At 68.1% G+C, this 22,619-nt stretch carries 22 protein-coding genes and 4 pseudogenes; 14 read left to right on the top strand and 12 right to left on the bottom strand.

Annotation, left to right across the window (positions count from 1 at the left end; translation table 11 throughout):
* Positions 1-157: 157 nt before the first annotated feature.
* Positions 158-851: pseudogene (locus tag BN1555_RS37180) on the top strand (IS6 family transposase); the annotation flags it as partial.
* Positions 852-967: 116 nt separating this feature from the next.
* Here BN1555_RS37180 and BN1555_RS37185 read toward each other — a convergent pair.
* Positions 968-1,072 (bottom strand): annotated as a pseudogene (locus tag BN1555_RS37185) (transposase); the annotation flags it as partial.
* A gap of 293 nt (positions 1,073-1,365) precedes the next feature.
* On the opposite strand from BN1555_RS37185, the gene BN1555_RS37190 reads away from it, so the two are divergent.
* The gene (locus BN1555_RS37190; RefSeq protein ID WP_093804329.1) at positions 1,366-1,914 is read left to right on the top strand and encodes an RICIN domain-containing protein; all 549 of its coding nucleotides are present in this window, start codon (positions 1,366-1,368) and stop codon (positions 1,912-1,914) included.
* Positions 1,915-2,019: 105 nt separating this feature from the next.
* Here BN1555_RS37190 and BN1555_RS41865 read toward each other — a convergent pair whose 3' ends face one another.
* Together BN1555_RS41865 and BN1555_RS37200 are read right to left on the bottom strand one after the other, a co-directional pair.
* Positions 2,020-2,388: an IS3 family transposase gene (locus BN1555_RS41865; RefSeq protein ID WP_093804330.1), complete on the bottom strand. Its 369-nt coding sequence runs from the start codon at positions 2,386-2,388 to the stop codon at positions 2,020-2,022.
* Between the two features lie 150 nt (positions 2,389-2,538).
* The gene (locus BN1555_RS37200; protein ID WP_093804331.1) at positions 2,539-2,847 is read right to left on the bottom strand and encodes a transposase; all 309 of its coding nucleotides are present in this window, start codon (positions 2,845-2,847) and stop codon (positions 2,539-2,541) included.
* 311 nt (positions 2,848-3,158) lie between these two features.
* Between BN1555_RS37200 and BN1555_RS37205 the strand changes: the two genes are divergently transcribed.
* The 4 genes from BN1555_RS37205 to BN1555_RS37220 all read left to right on the top strand — a co-directional run bounded on the left by BN1555_RS37205 (position 3,159) and on the right by BN1555_RS37220 (position 8,588).
* The gene (locus BN1555_RS37205) at positions 3,159-3,830 is read left to right on the top strand and encodes a lytic polysaccharide monooxygenase auxiliary activity family 9 protein (RefSeq protein ID WP_093804332.1); all 672 of its coding nucleotides are present in this window, start codon (positions 3,159-3,161) and stop codon (positions 3,828-3,830) included.
* A gap of 467 nt (positions 3,831-4,297) precedes the next feature.
* Positions 4,298-5,860, top strand: coding sequence for a PQQ-dependent sugar dehydrogenase (locus BN1555_RS37210; RefSeq protein ID WP_093804333.1), 1,563 nt, complete (start codon positions 4,298-4,300; stop codon positions 5,858-5,860).
* Positions 5,861-6,194: 334 nt separating this feature from the next.
* Complete coding sequence (locus tag BN1555_RS37215) at positions 6,195-6,986, top strand: nuclease-related domain-containing protein (RefSeq protein WP_093804334.1); 792 nt, start codon at positions 6,195-6,197, stop codon at positions 6,984-6,986.
* A gap of 336 nt (positions 6,987-7,322) precedes the next feature.
* Entirely contained in the window at positions 7,323-8,588 is a 1,266-nt protein-coding gene (locus BN1555_RS37220; RefSeq protein ID WP_093804335.1) for a cation:proton antiporter, read from the top strand.
* Positions 8,589-8,842: 254 nt separating this feature from the next.
* Here BN1555_RS37220 and BN1555_RS37225 read toward each other — a convergent pair whose 3' ends face one another.
* Together BN1555_RS37225 and BN1555_RS37230 are read right to left on the bottom strand one after the other, a co-directional pair.
* The gene (locus BN1555_RS37225) at positions 8,843-9,880 is read right to left on the bottom strand and encodes an SPFH domain-containing protein (RefSeq protein WP_093804336.1); all 1,038 of its coding nucleotides are present in this window, start codon (positions 9,878-9,880) and stop codon (positions 8,843-8,845) included.
* Positions 9,881-9,883: 3 nt separating this feature from the next.
* Entirely contained in the window at positions 9,884-10,315 is a 432-nt protein-coding gene (locus tag BN1555_RS37230) for an NfeD family protein (RefSeq protein WP_093804337.1), read from the bottom strand.
* Between the two features lie 486 nt (positions 10,316-10,801).
* Between BN1555_RS37230 and BN1555_RS41250 the strand changes: the two genes are divergently transcribed.
* Both BN1555_RS41250 and BN1555_RS41405 read left to right on the top strand, forming a co-directional pair.
* Complete coding sequence (locus BN1555_RS41250) at positions 10,802-11,281, top strand: transposase (RefSeq protein WP_093804338.1); 480 nt, start codon at positions 10,802-10,804, stop codon at positions 11,279-11,281.
* Positions 11,282-11,513: 232 nt separating this feature from the next.
* Positions 11,514-11,660: a hypothetical protein gene (locus BN1555_RS41405; RefSeq protein ID WP_304364559.1), complete on the top strand. Its 147-nt coding sequence runs from the start codon at positions 11,514-11,516 to the stop codon at positions 11,658-11,660.
* 87 nt (positions 11,661-11,747) lie between these two features.
* Here the strand turns inward: BN1555_RS41405 and BN1555_RS39505 are convergent, their stop codons facing one another.
* Positions 11,748-11,891 carry a hypothetical protein gene (locus tag BN1555_RS39505; protein ID WP_176710371.1) on the bottom strand — a complete coding sequence of 48 codons (144 nt, stop codon included), beginning with the start codon at positions 11,889-11,891 and terminating at the stop codon, positions 11,748-11,750.
* Here BN1555_RS39505 and BN1555_RS41870 point away from each other — a divergent pair.
* A complete protein-coding gene (locus tag BN1555_RS41870; protein ID WP_093804339.1) occupies positions 11,844-12,296 on the top strand; it encodes an integrase core domain-containing protein in 453 nt (150 codons plus the stop codon). The genes BN1555_RS39505 and BN1555_RS41870 overlap by 48 nt on opposite strands.
* Before the next feature lie 131 nt (positions 12,297-12,427).
* Positions 12,428-13,381, top strand: a complete 954-nt coding sequence (locus tag BN1555_RS37250; protein WP_093804341.1) for an IS481 family transposase — start codon at positions 12,428-12,430, stop codon at positions 13,379-13,381.
* Here BN1555_RS37250 and BN1555_RS37255 read toward each other — a convergent pair.
* Positions 13,378-14,124: a hypothetical protein gene (locus BN1555_RS37255; protein ID WP_093804342.1), complete on the bottom strand. Its 747-nt coding sequence runs from the start codon at positions 14,122-14,124 to the stop codon at positions 13,378-13,380. The genes BN1555_RS37250 and BN1555_RS37255 overlap by 4 nt on opposite strands.
* Positions 14,125-14,558: 434 nt before the next feature.
* Between BN1555_RS37255 and BN1555_RS37260 the strand changes: the two genes are divergently transcribed.
* On the top strand, positions 14,559-15,323 hold the full coding sequence (locus tag BN1555_RS37260; RefSeq protein ID WP_176710383.1) for a transposase family protein: 765 nt from the start codon (positions 14,559-14,561) through the stop codon (positions 15,321-15,323).
* A gap of 139 nt (positions 15,324-15,462) precedes the next feature.
* Positions 15,463-16,205 (top strand): annotated as a pseudogene (locus tag BN1555_RS37265) (transposase family protein).
* A 39-nt stretch (positions 16,206-16,244) separates the two neighbouring features.
* Here the strand turns inward: BN1555_RS37265 and BN1555_RS37270 are convergent.
* A pseudogene (locus BN1555_RS37270) lies at positions 16,245-17,174 on the bottom strand (IS3 family transposase); the annotation flags it as partial.
* A gap of 104 nt (positions 17,175-17,278) precedes the next feature.
* Between BN1555_RS37270 and BN1555_RS37275 the strand changes: the two are divergent.
* Positions 17,279-18,439, top strand: a complete 1,161-nt coding sequence (locus BN1555_RS37275) for an IS30 family transposase (RefSeq protein ID WP_093804345.1) — start codon at positions 17,279-17,281, stop codon at positions 18,437-18,439.
* Here the strand turns inward: BN1555_RS37275 and BN1555_RS37280 are convergent.
* The 3 genes from BN1555_RS37280 to BN1555_RS37290 are packed head-to-tail and all read right to left on the bottom strand — an operon-like array spanning position 18,428 to position 20,474.
* A complete protein-coding gene (locus BN1555_RS37280; protein WP_093804346.1) occupies positions 18,428-18,727 on the bottom strand; it encodes a transposase in 300 nt (99 codons plus the stop codon). The two genes, BN1555_RS37275 and BN1555_RS37280, sit on opposite strands and share 12 nt — an antisense overlap.
* 47 nt (positions 18,728-18,774) lie before the next feature.
* The gene (locus BN1555_RS37285) at positions 18,775-19,089 is read right to left on the bottom strand and encodes an amidase domain-containing protein (protein WP_093804347.1); all 315 of its coding nucleotides are present in this window, start codon (positions 19,087-19,089) and stop codon (positions 18,775-18,777) included.
* A 41-nt stretch (positions 19,090-19,130) separates the two neighbouring features.
* Entirely contained in the window at positions 19,131-20,474 is a 1,344-nt protein-coding gene (locus BN1555_RS37290; RefSeq protein WP_093804348.1) for an aminotransferase-like domain-containing protein, read from the bottom strand.
* Positions 20,475-20,627: 153 nt separating this feature from the next.
* Between BN1555_RS37290 and BN1555_RS37295 the strand changes: the two genes are divergently transcribed.
* Positions 20,628-21,266 carry a LysE family translocator gene (locus BN1555_RS37295; protein WP_093804349.1) on the top strand — a complete coding sequence of 213 codons (639 nt, stop codon included), beginning with the start codon at positions 20,628-20,630 and terminating at the stop codon, positions 21,264-21,266.
* 7 nt (positions 21,267-21,273) lie between these two features.
* Here BN1555_RS37295 and BN1555_RS37300 read toward each other — a convergent pair whose 3' ends face one another.
* The gene (locus tag BN1555_RS37300) at positions 21,274-22,554 is read right to left on the bottom strand and encodes an MFS transporter (RefSeq protein ID WP_093804350.1); all 1,281 of its coding nucleotides are present in this window, start codon (positions 22,552-22,554) and stop codon (positions 21,274-21,276) included.
* Positions 22,555-22,619 lie beyond the last annotated feature (65 nt).

Here is a 22,619-nt window from a genome sequence, read left to right on the forward strand (position 1 = left end):
GCACGACACCGCCGCACGGCGCTCGCCTCGTCCGGGGCCGGCAGGAAGGCGACACCCCGGGCGCCAGCCCGGCTCGCGTGCACCCGTACGGGTGCTGTCACGTTGGCTGTCCGGGTGGGGTGATCTTCGGGTTGGTCATGGTGGAGGGGGAGCGCCCGTGGACAGTGCGCCGTCGTACAGGGGGCACCGGTATCCGGTCGAGGTGATCTCGCACTGCGTGTGGCTGTACTTCCGCTTCCCGCTCGGTTTCCGGGAGGTCGAGGAGCTGATGCTGGAGCGCGGCGTGATCGTCTCGTACGGGACCGTTCGGTGCTGGTGCCTGAAGTCCGGTCAGCAGTACGCCAGCGGCCTGCGCCGCCGACAGCCTCGGCCCGGCGGCAAGTGGCATCCGGACGAGGTCTTCATCGAGATCAGCGGTGAGCAGGAATATTTGTGGCGGGCTGTGGACCAGGACGGGAGGGTGCCCGGCATCCTGGTGCGGAGCCGCCGGGACACGGCTGCGGCCAGGCGCTTCTTCCGTACGCTGCCGACGAAGACGGGCGGGGCGGGGCGGGTGACCGTCACGGACGAGCTCCGCTCCTGCGGCGCGGCCCACCGCGAGGTCGTGTCCTCCGCCCCGCACCGTTGCCACAAGGGCCTGGACAACCGGGCCCAGAACAGCCACCAGCCCGCCCGGCAACGAGAACGGGCGATGAAAGGCTTCCGCGGCGTGGGCGCCGCGCAGCGGTTCCTGTCCGCGTTCATCGGCATCTCACCCCACTTCCGCCCCCCGCCGCCACCTGATGACCGGCACCCAGCACCGCGCCGAGACGACCGTCCGCCTCACTGTCTGGGAGCAGGTCACCGGTGTCACCAGCCGGCCTGTCACGGCCCGAACCCAGAGCCGGCACCCGGCCCCGCCACACCTCGACACGCCGCCAGACACCCGCACACCCCACAACGTGACAACGCCCTCCGAGCTGATGCCGAGTTCCCGGGCGACCGCGGTGACCGTCTTGCCCAAGGAGTCGACGAGCGCGATCGCGTCCCGCTTGAACTCCTCGGTGTACCGCTTCGTGTACTTGTTTCCCACCTGGTGCTACTTCCTCTGGAACCTCAGGTCCCAGTCTCCAGGCGTCTACGATCAAGGGGAAGTTTCACGTATCCCTTTTCTCTGGAAGCGGCTTCCTGCCGCTCGTTTTTCGGATCGGCTCACAACAGCACTGGCAGGTCCCTGCCCGCGCTGCCCGCCACTCTTTTGCAATTACAACCTCCGTTCAGGGGGTTTGGAATCCGAAGTCTTTCAATCTGCTGATTCGAGGCTGGATTCTGAATCGGCACCGTCACGCCGTCGGGGCGGACGGGCGCACCGACAAGGAGACAGTCATGTCCTCAGCACGCAGGGTGGCTCTCGGCTGCACGACGTTTCTCGCCCTGGCGCTCACAGGCGCCGCCATGAGCCCGGCGACAGCCGCGCCCACCGACGACGCCGCTGCCCAAGCCGCCTCGCAGACCCTGGTCCTGCGCACGGTCAAGGACCCGAACCTGGTGGCCGACATGGCCTACAGCTCCCCGACGCCCGGCAACCCGGTCACCCTCTACCCCTACCACGGCGGGGGGAACCAGCAGTGGGAAGTGGTCCCGGTACAGGGCGACTGGTTCCAGCTGCGCAACAAGGCATCCGGCACCTGTCTGGTCAACGGCTACCACAGCGTCGAGAACGGTCACAAGCTGGCCGGCTACGGCTGCAACAGCGGATACGAGGACCAGCTCTGGACGATGGTGGGGGTCGAGAACACCAACCAGTTCACCCTGGTCAACAAGTACAGCGGCAAGTGCATGGACCAGACCCTCAACGGCACCACCCTCACCCAGCTGACCCAGTGGCAGTGCCACGGCCAGAACCAGCAGCGGTGGACCGCCACCGTCGTCTGACGCGGCCTCTCGCCACCGCGTATCCGTGCGCGGCCCACTGCCCGGCGCTCCACGCCGGGACAGCGGCCGCGCACGACCCCGAACTCTTGTCACGGTAGGAAATCGTCAGCCCGGGGCAGCCCTCTCCACAGCGCACTGTGAGCGGCACAAGGACGCAGAGAGATCCGCTGGCAGAAGATGAACACGGCCGACGCGAACACATCGGCCTTCTCCAGGTCTCCCGCTACAGGCTGCTGCCTGACCGCGGTGAAGTCCCGCTGGACCAGGTCCGGCACCAGCGGGGCGGGACGGTCCGCGATGGTGGTGCGCTTCCTTCTTGCGCAGGTGGCGGCCGACGATGCCGTTGCTGCGCATCAGCGGGGCGGCCCGCTTGCGGTTCACCGTGTGGCCGAAGCCGCGTAGTTCGGCATGGACGCGAAGCGCTCCGTGGTTCCCGCGGTGTTCGGCGTGGATCTCCCGGATCTCGTCGACCAGGGCCTCCTCCCCGGCTTGGCCGGGTGGCCCGAGCTTTTGTGTCGGCGATCCACCGGCAGTAGCCGGAGCGGGAGACTTCCAGGACCTGGCGTATCCGCTTGATGCCGAACGTCTCGGCGTGGGCGGGGACGAGGTCCCAGGCGGCGGTCTTCACTTCATCTCCCGGGCGGAACAGGCCGCCGCCCGCCGCGGGATCTCCCGCTCGAGTTGCCATTCCTTCTCCGCCTCGGCCGGCCGGGCGTTCTCCGCGCGCGGCCGGACCAGCTCGTCCATGGCGTCTCCCGGCACACCGGACGCGGCCGGACGGCCGTCGGTGTCACGCACCCGGGCCCTCAGCGTTTCGGGGCTGACGTTCGGATCGGCCGCGAGGTCCCTGGACGTCCGCCTGCCGGCCGAGGCCCGCCACAACGCGATCGCGTCGGACCGGAATTCCGGACCGTACTTCCGGGGCCGTGCCATACGGATCTACACCTTCCCGGACCGTCGAGATCCGTTGTCAGGTGTGTCCACACCACGGGAGTCGCCTCAGTACGTGAGCCACGTCGCAGGTGAGCACACAGATCCTCTCCGTCGGGTGGCTCCGCGCAGGCCGTATCCGCAGCGGGCCGCCGCCCGGCGCCCATGTCATTTCACGCCATCCGCGGCGCGAGAGTGGCGCGAACAAACGTTGCCGCCCTGTTTCGGGGCGAGCAACCTGGAATTACGGGAGCGCTCCCACGCCGTCGATCCCCTACAGGAATCAAACATTCCCCCACGGAAAGAAGAAGGTCATGGATTGTCATATGCATGCCCATCGCGGGCGGCGTCGTCTGATGCTCGTCCTGAGCACCCTCGCCGCGGTGCTGCTCAGCCTGATCCCCTGGAGCGGCACCGCCGTGGCTCATGGATCGGTCGTCGACCCGGCATCGCGCAGCTACGGCTGCTGGCAGCGCTGGGGCAGCGACTTCCAGAACCCGGCCATGGCGCAGCAGGACCCCATGTGCTGGCAGGCGTGGCAGGCCAACCCCAACGCCATGTGGAACTGGAACGGCCTGTACCGCAACGGCTCCGGCGGCAACTTCCAGGCAGTCGTCCCGGACGGGCAGCTGTGCAGCGGCGGCCGGACCGAGGGCGGTCGCTACAACTCGATGGACGCCGTGGGCCCGTGGAAGACCACGGACGTCGGCGCCAACTTCACCGTCAAGCTGTACGACCAGGCCAGCCACGGCGCGGACTACTTCCTGGTGTACGTCACCCGGCAGGGCTTCGACCCCGCCACCCAGCCGCTGCGCTGGAGCGATCTCCAACTGGTGTCCCGCACCGGCAGGTACGCGCCCAGCCAGAACTACTCGATCCCCGTGAGTACGTCCGGCTACAGCGGTCGCCACGTCGTCTACACGGTCTGGCAGGCCTCGCACATGGACCAGACGTATTTCCTCTGCAGTGACGTGAACTTCCGCTGACCTCGCCGGTCATCGGGCCGTCCCGCCGGATGCGGCGCGCCGTTCGGCGGGCCGTGTCCGGTGGGTCGTGTCCGTGCCCTGACGTACCGCCCCGAGGACAGACCGCCACCGCGTCACCCGGCGGCCCGCCCATTGGCCGGAGCCGGCGGCATCCGCTGTGACGAGCGCATCCGTACGGGACGACCGGAGCACGCCGCCCCCCGACCGACCGACCGACCGACCGACCGACCGACCGACCGGGGCCGGTGCCCGTCGCCTGCGGCGCATGCGGACCGGTCCGCCGGACCCGGGAGCCGGGGGCCGGGGGCCGGGGCCGGGAGTCGGCGGACCGCAGCCCTGTCGCGTTTGCCGCCCAGCCAGGCGCCACCGCGTGCAAACACCATCACGTGCAAGCAACCACCGTGCGCAGGCAACCACCGCCGCGCAAGCACCACCGCCATGCAAGCGCCACCGTCTCTGGAGCCGACATGTCACGACGCCGCTGGACCGGGCCCCTTCTGCTGGCCCTCCTGCTGACCGCCCTCACCCCGTTGCCCGCCACGACCCAGTCCTTCGCGGCGGCTCCCCCCGCGACGGCGAACACCATGGCGACCCGGACGGGAGCGGCGCAGGACACTCCGCCGGTGCCCCTGCCGTCGCTCAGCGCGACCACCACCCAGGTCGCCTCCGGGCTGAGGCGGCCCACCGCCCTGGTCGCCCCCGACGACGGCACGGACCGGCTGTTCATCACCGAGAAACCGGGCACTGTACGCGTCTACCACCCGGGCACCGGCCTGGCCCGGGACCCGCTCATCGACATCGCCTCGGCCGTGGACGAATCGGGCAACGAGCGCGGCCTGCTCGGCATCGCCCTCCCACCCGACTTCACCGACAGCCAGGACCTGTACCTGGCGTACACGGCGCTGCCCGACGGCGCGGTCACCCTCGCCCGCTACCGGCTCGACGAGTCCCGCCTGGAGGTCCTGCTCTCCCAGCCACACGCCGAGTACAGCAACCACAACGGCGGCCAGCTCGCGTTCGGCCCCGACGGCAACCTGTACTGGAGCATCGGCGACGGAGGCGGCTCCGCGGACCCCCTGCGCGCCGGACAGCGGCTGGACACCCTGCTGGGCAAGATCCTGCGCATCGACGTGAGCCGCAGCTGCGGCCCGCTCTCCTACTGCGTGCCCAGTGACAACCCCTTCGTGGACACCCCCGGCGCCCGCGAGGAGATCTGGCTCTACGGGCTGCGCAACCCGTGGCGGTTCTCCTTCGACAGCGCCGACGGCTCGATGTGGATCGGCGACGTCGGCCAGGGCCGATGGGAGGAGGTCGACCACCTCGCTCCCGGACAGGGAGGGCTGAACCTCGGCTGGTCCTGCTACGAGGGTCTGGAGAAGTTCGACGGCGGCCACTGCGTGCCCGGCGAGAAACACACCGGGCCGGTCTTCACGTATTCCCCGTACACCGGCGGCTGTTCGGTCATCGGCGGCCACGTCTACCGGGGCCGGAAGTACGCCGGTCTGGTCGGCGGCACGTACATCGCCACCGACTACTGCTCCTCCACGGTCTGGGCGCTGCGCCCCGACGGTGAAGGCGGCTACGAGCAGGCGGAGATCGGGGAGATGCCCACCCAGGTGACATCGGTCGGCACGACCGCCGAGGGGGAGTTCTACGTGGTCAACGACCTGCCCGGCGGCCTGCACCGCGTGTCGTTCGCGCGGGAGGAACCCACCTGTCGGGTGGACCGCACCGTGCGGGCCTGGGGGACCGGCACGACAGTCGATCTCACCGTCACCAACACCGGCGGCACCCCGGTGAACGGCTGGACACTCGAGTTCCCGCTGGCCCTCGGACAGACCGTCATCTCCGACTGGAACACCGACCTGACCCAGGGAAGTAACACGATCGCGGCAGCCGACGCCTCACACAACGCCACGATCGCCCCGGGCGCGAGCATCACCCTCGGCTATCTCGCCGGCCACACCGGTGACTCGTCGCCGCCGCCGCGGTTCACACTCAACGGGGACGCCTGCGCCATCGGCCGCTGAGCCGCCGGCACGCCGATCCGTGAGCCGGAAACCCGCCCCGTTTCGGGAGCGCTCCCATCGGCGTTGTCACGTTGTGGGGTGTGCGGGTGTCTGACGGCGTGTCGAGGTGCGGAAGTACAGCCACACGCGGTGCGAGATCACCTCGACCGGATACCGGTGCCCCCTGTACGACGGCGCACTGTCCACGAGCGGTCCCCCTCCACCACGACCAACCCGAGGATCACCCCACCCGGTCAGCCAACGTGACAGCACCCCTTGATCCCTCACACCACCCGGCGGGACGCCATCACGCTTTTTGTAGCCGAGCGCATTCGCGGATTCATAGACTGCGACGATGCTGACCGAAGTGCTTTCCGACCACCCCGGCCGTCAACTCCGGCAGACCGAGGGGGCGATCGAACGCCACCATCGCGACGTCGCCGAGCACTCAGCGGCTGTCGCGGACCTTCGAGCACGGCACACCGCGTCACGGCGGTGGTGGCAGCTCGGCAAGCGGCTGACGCAGTACTTTGAAGTGCGCGAGCTGGAGGCCAGAGCACCAGTCGTCGACCCGGCGCTCCTCCACCGCCGGGCGCAGCAGGAAGCAGGAGTGCTCGCCGAGGACACGGTGACCCACGCGCTCCAAGAACTGTCGGACGAATGGCTCCTGTTCCGCGGGTACACCAACCGCAGAGGCGAGATCGACCACCTCCTCGTCGGACCGGGCGGTGTCTGGGCGATTGAGGTCAAAGGACGCAACGTATGCGTGCATATACAGGGCGACCACTGGAGTTATGAAAAGTATGACCGGTACGGAAATCTCGTCGGCCAGGGAGCGTTGACGGACCGCCGAGGCCGCAGCTGGGGCCGTCAGGTCAGTGAGCCCGCCTCCGCCCTGCAGACCTTCCTCGCCACGCGCGGCGTGTACACCACGGTCCACACAGCCGTCGCGGTCATCAACGACCGGGCGAGTTTGGGCGTCTGCGACAACTGCCCCATCGATGTGGTGAGCATCGGCACGCACTACCTGCTGGACTCCATCCAGGCCCAGTGGCCGGTCTTCGACGCCGGCACCTGCCGCAAGATCGCTGCGCTGATACGCCGCGACCACACATTCCACGCGCAGCGCCGTGGATCACGACGCTGATGAAGCACGCCGTGAATTGGCCGATGTCGGCGCGGGTTCCGGGGGGCCGGCCGGGTTCTTCCCGCACCTTGCCGCCTCCCCTCCGCCACCGGCGGCCCCGCCGCCCCCGCGCTTGTCCTCCTGCGCTGCCCAACGGGCGGCGGCCCGTCCGGTGTTCAAACTCGTACAGCCGGCACCGGCTGAAGGCACACTGCGCATCCGTTTCCGCCCGCTCCACGTCCCCCACATGGGGACCTGCCAACAGTGCGTATGAAACGCGTAAGGTCGACCATGGAGTGCCGGGAAGTCTGGTCGGCGATGGGGACACGTGTCTTTGCCGATCGAGGGGTTCTTCTCATGGTGCTCATTGCCGTCTTCGGTGCCGCGTTGCTCGTCGCGGTGCTGCTGTCCGGGCTTGCGGCCCGTACCGTGCTGTCCACCTCCTTGCTCTTCCTTGTCGGTGGCGCGCTCGTCAGCGACGGGTTCCTGGGGCTGATCCATATCACTGCGGAAAGCGAGATCGTCGCCGTCACCGCCGATCTGGCTCTGTTCGCGGTGCTGTTCACCGACGGCATGCACGTCTCGTTCCCCAAACTGCGCGAGAACTGGAAGAACCCGGCCCGTGCTCTCGGACTCGGCATGCCCCTGGCCTTCGTCGGCATGGCGCTGATCACTCACTACCTTGTCGGGCTGGACTGGACGACCTCTTTCCTTGTCGGCGCTGTACTGGCACCGACCGACCCGGTCTTCGCCTCGGCGATCGTCGGCCGCAAGGAAGTCCCTTCGAAGCTACGGCAGTTGCTCAATATCGAAAGCGGCATCAACGACGGACTCGCGCTTCCACTCGTGCTGATCCTCATCGCCGCCGCAGGGCCGACGGCAGACTCTGCGAAAGCCTCGCTCGGGACTATCGGACTGGAGCTCGTTCTGGGCCTGGCCTTCGGCATCATGCTGCCCCTGGCCGTGAACGGTGTCGTACGCTTCCGCCTGCTCGGCGCGGAACCCAAGCTCCAGCCTCTGCTGCCGCTTGCCATCGGCATCATGCTGTACGCGCTGTGCCACCTCACGCATGCCAACCCCTACCTGGCCGCATTCTCCGCCGGTGCCGTCCTCACCGCTGTGGCGCCGGAAGGCAGGGCCGCCTTCGAGCCGCTCGGCGAAGCCCTCTCGGAGCTGGCCAAGTTCGCCGCGCTACTGGTCTTCGGAGCACTCCTGACGCCACAGCTCTTCGGTGACCTGTCGATCGGCGGCTACATCACGGTCGTCCTCGCCATCGTGCTGATCCGTCCGGCATCACTGCTGCTCTCGCTGATCGGCACGCGCTTCGACCGCCGCGAGCGACTGGTCGCCGCGTGGTTCGGGCCCAAGGGCTTCGCCTCGGTGGTGTACGGACTGCTGGTACTACAGGCCGGCATCCCCCAGGGCGAAGAAGCCTTCACCCTCATCGCCGTCTGCATCGCCTTCTCGATCATCGCCCACAGCAGCACCGACGTACCCATCGCCCGCCTCTTCGACGTCGACGACCTCGCCGGTATCCCCTCGGCCGAAGACGACAACGGCCGGCCGGCCCAACCGACCGCCGCCGCCGCCCACAACGGAGACGGTCAAGGAAACGCGAAGTGAAACAGCAGAGCTCACGGGTCCAGTACATGGTTTCGACGACCGGCCGGTGTGCCCATCGCCTGTGAGCGCGACGGTCAAGCCGGTCCTACTGTCGCGGATGCCGTGCTCCGGTGCTTTCCGAGACTGGGCGATGCAGTCGTCGGACACCGGTGCTGCGGCAGCAGTTCCGGCAGAGCTTCGAGCGCGCCGCAATACCCGCATTCTCCGCCGCCATACCCCACCGCGGCCGGTGACTTCTCCACATCCGGTCACCCTCATCGACCGTCAGGACCGGGAGGGCTGCTGGAGGTGGCGCCATCGGCTTCGGCTGCGTCGGCGAGAGCCTCGGCAGCAGCTTCCGCCGCCTGCGCAGCGTCGTTGGCGGCCTGGGCAGCCCTGTCGTCCGAGGAGCTTTCGCGGGTGGCCGACGACTGGGGCAGCACCTCACTGAAGGCACGGGACACCCCCTGGAGTGCGGAGGTCATTTCGCTGGGGATCACCCAGAACGTACTGCCCGAGCCCTGCGCGAGTTGGGGCAGCATCTGCAGATACTGATAGGCGAGCAGCTTGGGATCGGGGTCGTTGCGGTGAACTGCCTGGAACACCTCGTCGATGGCCCGGGACTGGCCCTCGGCCTTGAGGATCTCCGCGGTGCGATTGCCCTCCGCACGAAGGACAGCAGACTGCTTGTCGCCTTCGGCGGTGAGTATCTGTGATTGGCGTTGCCCTTCGGCCCCGAGGATCGCGGCCCGCTTGTCCCGTTCGGCCCGCATCTGCTTCTGCATTGCGTCCTTGATGGACTGCGGAGGGTCGATGGCCTTGATCTCCACTCGGTTGACTCTCAGCCCCCACTTGCCCGTCGCCTCGTCCAGGACGCCACGGAGCTGGTTGTTGATGGTGTCGCGTGAGGTGAGAGTTTTTTCCAGGTCCATGGATCCCACGACGTTGCGCAGGGTGGTGACGGTGAGCTGCTCGACCGCCTGGAGGAAATTCGCGATCTCGTAGAAGGCCGCTCGCGGGTCGGTCACCTGGAAGTACAGGACGGTGTCGATCTCGACGACCAGGTTGTCCTCGGTAATGACCGGTTGCGGTCTGAAGGAGACCACCTGTTCCCGGAGGTCGATCACCGGGTGGACGCGGTCGATGTAAGGGATGACGACGTTGAGGCCGGGCTTCAGGGTTCGGTGGTAGCGGCCGAGTCTTTCGACATTGCGAGCGCGTGCTTGGGGCACGATGCGTACCGCCCGCAATACGGTGAAGACTGCGAAGAGCGCGACGAGCAGTCCAGCGACGAGGAATGCCGAGACTTCCATGGCTCACTCCCGGGGGTAGACGAGTGCGGTGGTGCCCCTGATCTCGATGACGTCGACGGTCGCACCAGGAGGAATCACCAGCGTCTCGTCATAGGCGCGGGCGGTCCATTCCTCGCCGTCGATACGGACCCTTCCTCCCAGGCCCGTCACCTCGGAGATCACAGAGGCGGGCCTGCCGACCAGAGCGTCTATACCGAATCGCTCCACCTGGGGCTGGAGCACCTGACGCAGCGCGATGGGACGCACGAACACCACACTGACCACAGCAACGACAGTGAACACCAGAAATTGCAAAGGCAGCGGAAGCCCGACCGCCGCGAATCCTGACGTCACCAGCGCGGCCCCACCCAACATTCCGAGCGCAGCAGTGAGAGTGAAAATCTCCGCTACGGCCAGTACCGCTGCGGCGATCAGCCAGATCAGCCATAGATCCATTACTTACCCCTCCCGACCGGTGCGGCTGGGCGAATGGCCGGACAATTACCCCGGGTCGCCCGTGCGTGACAACGTGTCCCTGGGAAGAACTTCTGCGTAATGAGCGGTTGCGCTGGACAAGGCACCCACGGCGACCATTTGCTTTTGGGGCGATTTTACCCTTTTTGGGTGATGGAAAACGGCCTTCTGCCGTGCAGACGAAGCGAGCATGCCCTCGATCTTTCGCGACGGATCACGGTCCACCTGGCCCGTTGTCCCCCGGTGGCACACGGGGCCGGCAGCGTCGGCAGCCACACGGCGGCTGGCAGCAGGGCAGGGCTGCCTCCTGGCGAGAGCCCCCTGACCGGCCCTCAGAGCGGTCTCGAACCGCCCGGCCACACCGCAGTAGGCAGCCCTGGCGACCTTGGGAGCGATTGAGACCGGAACGGGCCGGCCAGGCGCCAAGGCGACCGCGTCCGCTTGAACCCGGCCGTATGCCGCTTACTCATGTTGCTCTTCTTGCTCACTGTCTGTGACTGCTCCCTCCGGGACCATCCGTCCCAGTATCAAGCTGTCCAGCTGGCAGGGGGAACCTCAGGGGAACCTCACCCGCCCCTGACGGTCACCGCGGTAGCTGTGCACGAACGTAGTGGCCTTCCCCTTGTAGCGTGGAGACCGTGGCTGTGCGGGAAGTCGAGGGTCGTGGCGGGCAAGAGGCGAAAGTCTGACGCGGAGTTCCGTGAGGGGGCTGTGCGGATCGTGGCCGAGACCGGCAAGCCGATCCCGCGGGTCGCGAAGGGCCTTGGGATCAACGGGACGACCCAGGCGACCTGGGTGTCGAGGGCGCGGGCGGCCGGCAGGGCCGGTCCGGCGGGTGAGGAGGACGAACTCGCGCGGCCGCGGCGGGAGAGCGCCCGGCTCGAGCGGGACAACAAGGACTGGTCATGGAGCGTGATGTCCTCAAACGTCGCATGGTCCTGTGGGTGAAGTAACTGTTGCGGACCCGGCGGCGCCCGTCGGGGTGATCAGCGGCCGGAGGAGCGGGTTCAAGCCTTCGCATCGCACCTCCTGCCGGGCTCCTGGGGTGGTGGAGGCGTGGTTCTGCAAGTGGCGACGCAGACCGTCCGGGCCGACGAGACGCGAGGTCAGGGGGGCACTGCCGGCCGGGCGGATCACCTACTTCTTCGACCGCTCGGGCACAACGTAGGGCTCACCGAGGATCACGCCGGACCTGTGGGAGGAGGGCCGGCAGGTGTCGCGGAACACGGTCGCCGAGATCATGGCCGGGCTCGGCCTGCGGGGCCGCAGGCCGCCGCGCCGACGACGTTCGCCGACCCGCCCCGGGGAAGCGGAAGGCGGCACGTGACCTGGTCCTGCGCAGGTTTGGTGCGATCACGCCGAACATCGTGGGGTGGGGCGGCATGACCGAGATCGACACCGGCCAGGGCAAGCTCTACCTCGCCGGCGTCCCCGACGCCTTCTCCCGGCGGGCCTTGGGCTGCGCGAGGGCGGCCGGCACGACACGACGCTGGTCACCGCCGCGCTGCAGATGGCGATCGCCACCCGGGGCGGCGAGGTGGACGGCGTCATTTTCCACACCGGCCGCGCCTCGGAAGGCAACTCCGAGGCGTTCAGGCAACTTTGCGGCAGGTGGGGCGTGGTGCAGTCGATGGGAGGTGTCGGGTCCGTCCTGGACAACGCCGCCGGGGAGTCGTTCCATTCGGTCCCCAAGCTCGAGTACGTCCACCGGCAACGTTTCGCCGCCCGCGCCGAGGCGCGACTGAGGACCGTTACCTGGATCGCGGACTTCTGCACCACCAAGCGCCGCCACGGCGCGGCCGGCGGGCGGCCGCCTGCCGAGTCCGAACGGGTCATCCAAAAAGCGCGGACTCGGACCGGTCAACACGACCGAGCCGCACAACCAACGTCTCTACGAAAACTGGGGATTGACACCAGGAGCCGTACTCCTCAGGCACGTCCCGCCAGGGGCACCCGACCCTGAACCGCCACATCACAGCTGTTCTGTCCACGGAGGGTGGTGACGAATTCCACGGCTGGGTGATCTTGAATGAGTGAGGGCCTTCCGGGTTCGGTGTGGATTGCGACATCTGCACCGGACGACGAAAGGCCCTCATGCCTCACCGTAATGCACCGCTGACCGAGACCGGGCGGCTGCGGCTGGCCCGCTGCGTGGTGGAGGACGGCTGGCCGCTGCGGCGGGCGGCCGAGCGTTTCCAGGTCTCGCCCACGACAGCCCGGCGCTGGGCGAGCCGCTACCGTCAGTTCGGCGAGGCCGCGATGGCCGACCACTCTTCGCGCCCGCATGCCTGTCCGCGCCGGACCCCGACCCGCACCGAGCGGCGGATCATCAAGGTCCGCCTCCTGCGCCGCTGGGCACCGGCGCGGATCGCCGGCCTGCTGCACCTGGTCCCCTCCACCGTGCACCGCGTGCTGACCCGCTACGGCCTGGCCCGGCTCACGCACCTGGACCGGGCCACCGGGCGGCCGGTACGCCGCTACGAGCGCGAGAAGCCAGGCGAGTTGGTGCACGTGGACATCAAGAAACTCGGCAACATCCCCGACGGCGGCGCCCACAAAGCCCTCGGCCGGCAAGCGGGCCGCAAGAAGCGTTCCGGCGCCGGCTACAGCTACATCCACACCGCCGTCGACGACCACTCCCGCCTTGCCTACAGCAAGATCCTCAAGGACGAGAAGAAGGAGACCGCCACCGCCTTCTGGATCCGCGCCCACGCCTTCTTCGTCCAGGCCGGGATCACCGTGGAGCGGGTCCTGACCGACAACGGCTCCTGCTACCGCTCCCGCGACTGGCGCGAGACCCTAGCCGCCGCAGGGATCACCCACAAGCGCACCCGCCCCTACCGGCCACAGACCAACGGCAAGGTCGAACGCCTGAACCGAACCCTGCTCGACGAATGGGCCTACGCCCGCCCCTACAGCAGCGACCAGGAACGACGCGACGCCTTTCCACAATGGCTGCACACCTACAATCACCACCGCGGACACACCGCGCTCGCAGGCCAACCACCCACCAGCCGCGTCCCCAACCTCACAGGGCAATACACCTAGCTCGGCGTGTTGCTGGGTGTGCTGCACTGACCGACTTCGCCGGTGGGCGTGTACGGGCGTCCGTCCAGGGTGGTGTCCGAGTGGGTGTATTCGATGACGCAGGTGCGCAGGAACTTGACGGCGCACCCGTTGAGTTGTGCGGTGATGGAGAACTGGTCGGCGGTCCACGACTTGCTGGTGTTGTGGAAGGTCTCCAGGGTCAGGGCCACGTAGAGGTTGCCGTTGGCGAGGTCTGCCGCTGTGATGGGGGCTGAGACGGTCAGTGCCTCGACGTGGCCGACGGGGGCGCTCGGCATCACGCCGTCACGGGCGATCATTGTGGTGTTGCGGTACAGCCACAGTGAACCGTCCTGGATTACACCCGCGCCTGGTCCGTTCAGGGTGACGCGGGCGGAGACGGTGAGTGTCCCGGTGGCTCCTTCGCAGTTGGGCGGGGTGGCGGTGATGCGACCGACGGCGGTGCGGTAGACCTGGGTGCCGTCGCCGGCGGAGCCGTTCGGGTCGGCCGGGTAGGTGAGAGCGCCACCGGACCACAGGGCGGCATGCGAACCTGGAAGGTCCGGGTTCATCGCCCCCAGACCGAGGGTGGTGACGGTGTCGTCCACGACCGTGGGCGTGACCGGGGTCGTGGTGGTGGTGTCGCACAGCAGCAGCGTCGAGGAGCTGCGGCCCGGCGACGGGCACGAGCAGGCACACGGCGTTCGGCCGCCGTACGGTGCGCAGGGAACAGGGGTGTTACACATGTATGCCTCCTGGCTTGTGCGGCGGCCGGGGGTGACCCGGCCGCCCTTGGGCGTGTTGGTGGGCGGACTTCAGTTCCGCTACGACTGCCCGAGACCTGCTGGTGCCGAAAACCTGCCACAGCAGCCGTGGCTGTCTAGCGCCCTGGCCTGCCCGAGACGACGCGTTTGCATTTCCTCGCGGGGCGCTCGACCCCGGGAACGCAAATCGCCTCGCCGAGTGATTACCCAATTGGCATAACCGATAGTTAAAATTGAACCCTATAGGGTGATAAACGTGATTTCCGCATAAGCTGCGACGTGTCGGAACACTGAACCGTTTTCATCCTGTCCTGCAGGGGTGATGGTGCAGGTCAGCGGGGTGGCGTGACAAGGCGAGGCTCCTGGTCGTTGCGGTGGTGTTCTCTACGCACCACGCTTCGTCCGAGGAGCCTCGCTTGGTCCCGTATCGTGCCACGCTCGACGTTCCTCACGAGCTGGTCGAGCATGTCTCGTGGCTCATCTATGCCCGAAGGTGTGAACGCGGCACGCGGTGGCGGAAGCCGGGCTGCTTCCAGCAGGCTCTGCTGGCGCTGGTGCACCTGCGCCAGAACGAGACGCTGCCCCAACTCACGGCGGGGTTCGGGGTCTCCACCGCGACCGCTTGGCGGTACGTCGACGAGACCCTCGACATCCTGGCCTCCTGGGCTCCCGGCCTGCACGAGGCCCTCGTCGGCCTGGGCGAAGGAGACTTCGTCATCGTCGACGGAACGCTCATCCCCATCGACCGCATCGCCGCGGACCAGCCGTACTACTCCCAAAAGCACCGGAAACACGGCATGAATGTCCGGGTCGTCGCCCGTCCGGACGGCACCCCGCTGTGGTTCTCCCGCGCGACGCCGGGACGCACCCACGACCTGACGGCGGCCCGCGCTCACGGCATCGTCCAGGCCTGCCTCACCCGGCAGATCCTCCTGCTCGCGGACCGCGCCTACCAGGGCGCCGGCGCCACCTTCCGCACCCCGTACTACCACCACAGCGAACAACCCGAGCATTACCGGCAATTCAACCGCGACCATGCCCGGCTGAGGGCGCCCGGCCAACGCGCCTTCGCTCAACTCAAGACGTGGCGGCTGCTGCGGCGAGCCCGCTGTTCCACCCGCCGCATCGGCACGGCCGTCCAAGCCGTCCACACCCTGCTGACCTGCACCTATTCAGGATGAAAACGGTTCACTGAGCTCTTTCAGAGTGGCCACTGATCGAGTGACCCAGGCCGAGTCAGGATGAGGATCGCAACGCACAGGGCTCCCGCGCCGTTGAGGGAGGTGTTCGAAGCCTCAACCCATCGGCACAGGAGCCCTGTTGGTTCCCCATCCTGCCGCACTCGACCTGCCTCATGCTCTGGTCGAGTGGGTATCCATGCTCATCGTCACCCGCGAGGGTGACCGCCGCTGCCGCCCTACCAGCGGGCCCTGGTAGGCATGGTCTACCTTCGCCGGCACGACACGCTCGCGCAGATCGCCGCCGGCTTCGGCATATCCGTCGGCACCGCCTACGCTTACGTCCAAGCCGTTGTCCAGCACCTGTCCGGCCGGGCGCCGGGCCTCCTGCGGGTCCTGCGCGAGGCCGATCCGGATTACGCCCTGCTCGACGGGACGCTCGCCGAGTGCGACCGTGTCGGCGACAGCCGGGCGGACTTCTCCCAGAAGCACCGCCGTCACGGTATGAACGTGCAGGTCGTAGCCGATCCCGCGGGCAACCTGCTGTGGATCTCACCCGCCCTGCCCGGCCGCACGCACGACCTGACCGCCGCCCGCGCCCACCGAATCATCCGGATCTGCGAACGCCAGGGCGTCCCCGTGCTCGCCGACCGTGCCTACATCGGGGCCGGCCCCTGGGTGACCACACCGATCAGACGGCTCTCGAACCGGGACCTCACCACGACCCAGCAGACGATCAATCGGGCCTTGTCAGCGGCGCGAGCACCGATCGAACGAAGCGTCGCGCGACTCAAGTCCTGGCGCATCTTCCGCAAAGCCCGCTGCAGCCCCAACCGCATGACGGCCATCGCCGCAGCCGTCCTCACCCTGGAGCGTCAACGCTGAAAATGCTCACTGTGAACCGTTCCGGGTTCGGTAGAGACTTCAGATTGTGGTTGTGACCTGGGGTTCCGCGGTCGTGAGGTAGTAGTTGGTCTCGTATTCGACTGGTGGGATGTGCCCGATCTCACCGTGGAGTCGGCGATGGCAGTACCACTCGATCCACTCGGCGGTGGCGAGTTCGACCTGGGAAAGGGTCTTCCATGGACGTCGAGGCTTGACGAGCTCGGTTTTGAACAGGCCGATCGTGCTCTCCATGAGGGCGTTGTCGTAGGCATCGCCGACCGAGCCGATCGAGGCCGCGATGCCGGCGGCGTCCAGGTGCTCGGCGAGCCGGAAACTCGTATATTGCGACCCGGCATCGGAATGATGTATCAACTCGCCCCGCTGATACGGCTGTTCGTCGCGGTCGCGTTGCCACAGGGCCATGTCCGGGGCATCCAGGACGAGCCGTGTCTCCTTCGACAGGGCGGCGGCCCAGCCTACGATCCGGCGGGAGAAGGTGTCCACGACGAACGCGACGTAGACCACTCCCGACCAGGTGCTGACGTGGGTGAAGTCGGCGACCCAGCAGCGGTTCGGGGCCGGTGCGACGAACTTGCGGTCCAGCAGGTCCGGCGCCCGCTCGACGGAGCTGTCCGCCATCGTGGTGATGACCTTCTTCCCGCGCACGGCACCGGTGACGCCGAGCTCGCGCATCAGGCGTTCGACCGTGCACCGGGCCACGACGTGACCCTGGCGGTGCAGCTCGCGCCAGACCTTCCTGGCCCCGTAGACACGGTAGTTGGACTCGAAGACCTGCCGGATGAGCGGCTTCAGCTCCGCATCGCGGACCGTGCGAGCGGACGGGGCCTGGAGTCGTTTGTGGTGGGCGTAATAGGTGGAGGGGGCGATCTTGCAATCGTGCTCGGTGAGCACGCGGCAGATGGGCTCGACACCGCCGAAGCGGGCCCGGTGCTCGTCGATGAACGCTACGAGCGAGTGTGTGGCCGGTCGAGCTCGGCCGCGAAGAAAGACGCGGTGAGGTCAATGGGTCGGTGCAACATCCCGGGTAGAACGGCTGCTGGAGGTGTTGCTGGGTGGCGAGAATCGGGCGTCCGGGGCTGTCGGACGAGCAAAAGCGTGAAGTGTGGCGACGATGGCGGGACGGGCAGTCGCTGAGCGAGATCGGGCGTGCGCTGGGCAGGGTGCCCGGGTCAATCCACGGAGTGGTCGCGGCGAACGGCGGATTCGTCCCGGCGGCCAGGGCCCGATCGGCCGGAGTGCTGTCGCTGGCGGAGCGGGAGGAGATCTCCCGGGGTCTGGCCGCTGGCGACTCCTTCCGGGCGATCGCGGGCCGGATGGGGCGGGCACCGTCCACGGTCAGCCGCGAGGTGGGGCGTCACGGCGGGCGTGAGAAGTACCGGGCCGCTCACGCGGACGAGGGGGCCTGGGGCAATGCCCGGCGCCCGAAGTCCTGTTTGCTGCAACAGAGTCCGGCCCTGCGGGACACGGTCGCGGGCAAGCTGAAGGAAGACTGGTCGCCGCGTCAGATCGCAGGCTGGCCCGCCCGCGCCTTCGCGCCCGAGGACGGTATGTACGTGTCTCACGAGACGATCTACAAGAGCTTGTTCATCCAGGCCCGAGGCGTACTGAAGAAGGAGCTCGTCTCCCATCTGCGCCGCCGGCGCACGATGCGCCGCTCGAAGAACGCCTCCACCGCAGGTCAGCAGCGAGGCTGCATCCGTGACGCGGTCTCCATCCGCGAGCGTCCGGCCGAGGCCGAGGACCGGGCTGTTCCCGGCCACTGGGAAGGCGACCTGATCACCGGTGCGAAGAACAGTCATATTGCGACACTGGTCGAACGGCACTCCCGCTACGTCATGCTCGTCCGGGTCGCAGGCAAGGACACCACCAGTGTGATCTCCGCACTGAGTCATCAAGTCCGCTACCTGCCCGACGGGTTGATGACTTCACTGACCTGGGACCGGGGTACTGAGCTGGCCGACCACAAGCGGTTCACAATGGCCACCGACGTCAAGGTCTACTTCGCCGATCCGAAAAGCCCCTGGCAGCGGGGATCGAATGAGAACACCAACGGACTCCTCCGCCAGTACTTTCCCAAGGGAACCGACCTGTCCGGATATACCCAGGTCGAATTGGATGCCGTCGCCCTCAAGCTGAACACCCGCCCCCGGCAGACCCTCGGGTTCGAAACTCCCGCTGATAGGCTCGCGGCAGCTGTTGCATCAACCGGTTGACTCCGCCGCCGCAGCCTTCAGGATGTCGTTCGCCCGCTTCAGCTCGGCAATCTCCTTCTTCATCGCCTTGACCTGCGCGGACTCCTCCGTGGTCGTCCCCGGACGCCGCCCGGAGTCGACCTCGTCCCGCTTCACCCAGTTCCGCAGGGTCTCGGCCGAACCGATCCCGAGTTTCTGGGCGACCGCCCGCAGCGCGGCCGACTCGTTCGGATAGTCACCACGGACCTCGGCGACCATACGGACCGCTCGTTTGCGCAGCTCAACGGGATAAGAGGAGGGACGTGCCATGACTCAATCCTTTCACGGAATCGAGTCTCTACCGAACCCGGAACGGTTCAGTTGCTGGGCTTGCGCCACCAGTAGTCCTTGCTCTTGTGGTTCTCGTCCCCGGAGCCCTTCATCCTGACGTCGCCGCCGATGTCGATCGCCCGCGAGACGAAGTTCGTGCAGTCCTGGTCGTACAGGCTCGGTGCGTTCCAGTCGGACACGGCCCAGGTCGCCGCTCCGGTGCGGAGGTAGGTACCGGCCTGCTGGGCGTTGAAGGAGACCGTGGTGGCGCCGGTGGTCTCGCTCCCGTCGTCCGTGGAGTCGCCGTCGAACGCCGAGGGCTCCAGGCCGTCAGCCGTGAGGTCCCCGTCGACGGAGTCCATAGGGGCACCCCCCGCAGCGTCACCACGTCACATCCTCGCTGTCAGTCGGTGACGAGGTCGTCCGGGGTGGACCGGGCAATTCCGGCCAAGGTGTCCAGGGCCTGGACGAGGACTTCGGCGTGCGGTGAGGCCAGTCCCAGCCGGATCGCGTTGGGGGCGTTGTTGCGGCCGACGGTGAAGGCGGTGGCGGGTGCCACTCCGATGCCGTGCCGCGCGGCGGCAGCGACGAAGGTGTCCGAGCGCCACGAGCGGGGCAGCTGCCACCAGCAGTGGAACGAGCACGGATCGCTCCGTACCTCGAATCCGGCGAGGTGCCGGGCCGCCAGGTCCTGCCGTACGAGGGCTTCGCGCTGCTTGGCCTTGACGAGCGCCCGCACGATGCCGTCCTGCTGCCAGCGGTGGGCGGACTCCAGGGCGAACCGCATGGGGGTCCAGCCGCCCGAGCGCAGGGACGTGTCGATGTCTGCGACCAGGGGGCCGGGCGCCACCACGAAGCCGAGGGTCAGTCCGGGCGCGATGCGCTTGGACAGGCTGTCGACCAGGACGGTGCGCTCCGGGGCCAGTGCGGCGAGCGGCGGTAGTTCGTCGCGGAGGAAGGCCCAGACGGTGTCCTCGATTGCGGGGATCCCCAGGCGTAGCAGTGCCTCGGCCACCCGGGCTACGCGCTCCGGGGGCATGGTGAGTGAGAGCGGGTTGTGCAGCACGGGCTGGATGTACACGGCATTGAGCGGATCGCTGTGGTGGGCCTCCTCGACGGCCTCGGGGACCAGCCCGGAGGCGTCCATGGCCAGCGGGACGAGGGTGATGCCGAGCCGGGCCGCGACGGCCTTGACGATGGGGTAGGTCAGCGTCTCGACGCCGAGTCGGCCACCCGGCGGCACCAGGGCGGTAATGACGGCCGCGATGGCCTGGCGGCCGTTGCCGGCGAAGAGCACCCGTTCCGGTTCGGGGCGCCAGCCTCCGCGGGCGAGCAGGTCGGCGGCCGACTCGCGGACGGCCGGGAGGCCGGCGGCGCCGATGGGCCGCAGGGCGTCCCCGAGGACGTCGGGCCGCATCAGCCCGGCGAAGCCCTCGGCCAGCAGTGCCGTCTGCTCGGGAACCACGGGGTAGTTGAGTTCCAGGTCGATCCGGCTGCCCGCGGGTTCGGTGAGGGCGGGGGCGGCGGATGTGTGGGAGGACTCCGCGCGGACGAAGGTGCCCCGGCCCACTTCGCCGAGCGTGAGGCCCCGGCGCGCGAGCTCGCGGTAGACGCGGGCGGCGGTGGAGCCGGCGATGCCGTACTGCTGGGCGAACTCGCGCTGCGGGGGCAGCTGGTCTCCCGGCCGGAGCAGCCCGGTGCGGATCTGCTCGGCCACCGCGTCGGCGACGCTCCGGTAGTCCTTCACGGCGGTTTCCCCTCAGTCCCTCAGACGAATGCAGCGACCCAATCACAAAATTGCACCGAGTGCAATATTGAGGATTGCATTGAAATGCTCGGATCAATATGATCCGAGCATTGCTCCACGTCCGAGATCGAAGCAGCAAATGAGGGTGTTTCCATGATTGAACTGAGCGGGGTTCTCGGCGTGGTGGTGGTGGCGCTGGGCATGGTGCTCACCCCTGGCCCGAACATGATCTATCTCGTCTCGCGCAGCATCACGCAGGGCAAGCGCGCCGGGATCACCTCCCTCGGCGGCGTGGCCCTGGGCTTCATGGTGTACCTGCTCGCCGCGAACCTGGGTCTGTCCGTCGTCTTCATCGCCGTGCCCGAGCTGTACTTCGCGGTGAAGCTGGCGGGCGCCGCCTACCTCGCCTACCTCGCCTGGAACGCGCTCAAGCCGGGCGGCCTCTCCGTGTTCTCGCCGCAGGAGGTCCCGCACGACTCCCCGCGCAAGCTGTTCACGATGGGCCTGATGACGAACCTGCTCAACCCGAAGATCGCCATCATGTACCTCTCGCTCATCCCGCAGTTCATCGACCTGAACAAGGGCCATGTCCTGCTCCAGGGCATCGTGCTCGGCTCGATCCAGATCGTGGTCAGCGTCGCCGTCAACCTTGCCATCGTCTTGGCGGCCGGCACCATCGCCGGGTTCCTCGCCCGCCGCCCCTCCTGGCTCAAGGTGCAGCGCTACATGATGGGTTCGGTCCTCGGCACCCTCGCCTTCACCCTGGCCCTCGACACCTCGGGCCCGGTCTGACCGGACCTCAGCTGGGCAGCTCCCGGGCCTTGCGGTACGGCGAGAAGAAGACCAGCAGCCAGCTGACCGACAGCACCGCCGCGCCGGCCCACAGGGCCGAGCGGACGCCCACGGTCTCGCCGAGGACGCCGGCCAGGACAGAAGCGATGGCCAGCGAGCCCGTCAGGAGGAACCGGAAGGTGGCGTTCATCCGGCCGAGCAGGTGCGTGGGGGTGGCCCGCTGCCGGAACGTCACCTTGAGCACGTTGTCCGTGCCGACCTTGAAGGTCATCAGCAGGTACGCGGCGCCCGCCGCCCAGAGCATCGGCCCGCGGTCGATGAGCGGGACGACGAACCCGGCGGGGGCGACGCACAGGCCGGTGACCCACATGGCACGCCCCTCGCCCAGCCGACGGCTGATGGCACGGGCCGAGACCGAGCCGATGAAGACCCCGGCGCCGGCCATCGCGAGGAACAGGCCCAGCGCGTACTCCGGCAGCCCCAACTCCCGTACGAAGAGCACCGGGAGCACGGTCACGATCATCTGGAGGGCCAGATTGGTGAGCGCGCCCTCCAGCGCCAGCGGGCGCAGCAGCGGGTGGCCCAGGACGAACCGGGTGCCCTCCAGGATCTCCCGGCCCAGGTGCGTGTCCGGGCGGCGCACGGGGCGCGGCTCGGGAGTGCGCACCCGCAGTAGGAAGAGCGCCGACCACAGGAAGGTGAGGGCGTTCACAGCGAGCGCCAGGGGGGCCGTGAGGAGCTGCACCAGGTAGCCGCCGACGCTGCGCCCTGACACCTGGTTGATGGCCTGCATGGCCACCAGCTTGGAGTTGGCCTCAGCCAGCTGGTCCCGCCCCACCACGTGCGGCAGGAAGCTCTGGTTCGCGACGTCGAAGAAGACCGTCGCGAACCCCGAGACCAGCACCACCGCGTACAGCTGCCCGATGGTGAGGACGTCGAGCCACCAGGCGACCGGCACCGATCCGAACATCACCGCCCGGACCAGGTCCGCCGTGATCTGGAGGCGCCGCTTGCGCATCCGGTCCGTCCAGGCGCCGGCCGGGAGCCCGATGAGCAGGAACGCGACCGTGCCCAGCGCGGCCAGTGCGCCCACCTGGCCGGGAGAGGCGTCGAGCACCGTCACGGCCAGCAGCGGGACCGCGAGATAGCTGATCTGTGTACCCAGCACGCTCACCGCGGAGGCGGCGAAGACGTAGCGGAAGGGCTTGTGGCGGAAGACCGACGGGGCGGGTACGACGGGCGGTGCGTCCTGCCTCGTACCCTCCTCGCCTGCGGCTGTGGTAGTCATGGCGAAGGCCCTTCGGCTGGTCCGGGGGTGAGGGAGGGGGCGGGCCGTGCGGCTCACGCGGTAGA

Origin of the sequence: Streptomyces sp. Wb2n-11 (assembly GCF_001049855.1) — a bacterium.
In the GTDB taxonomy this organism is placed as follows: Bacteria; Actinomycetota; Actinomycetes; order Streptomycetales; family Streptomycetaceae; genus Streptomyces; species Streptomyces altiplanensis.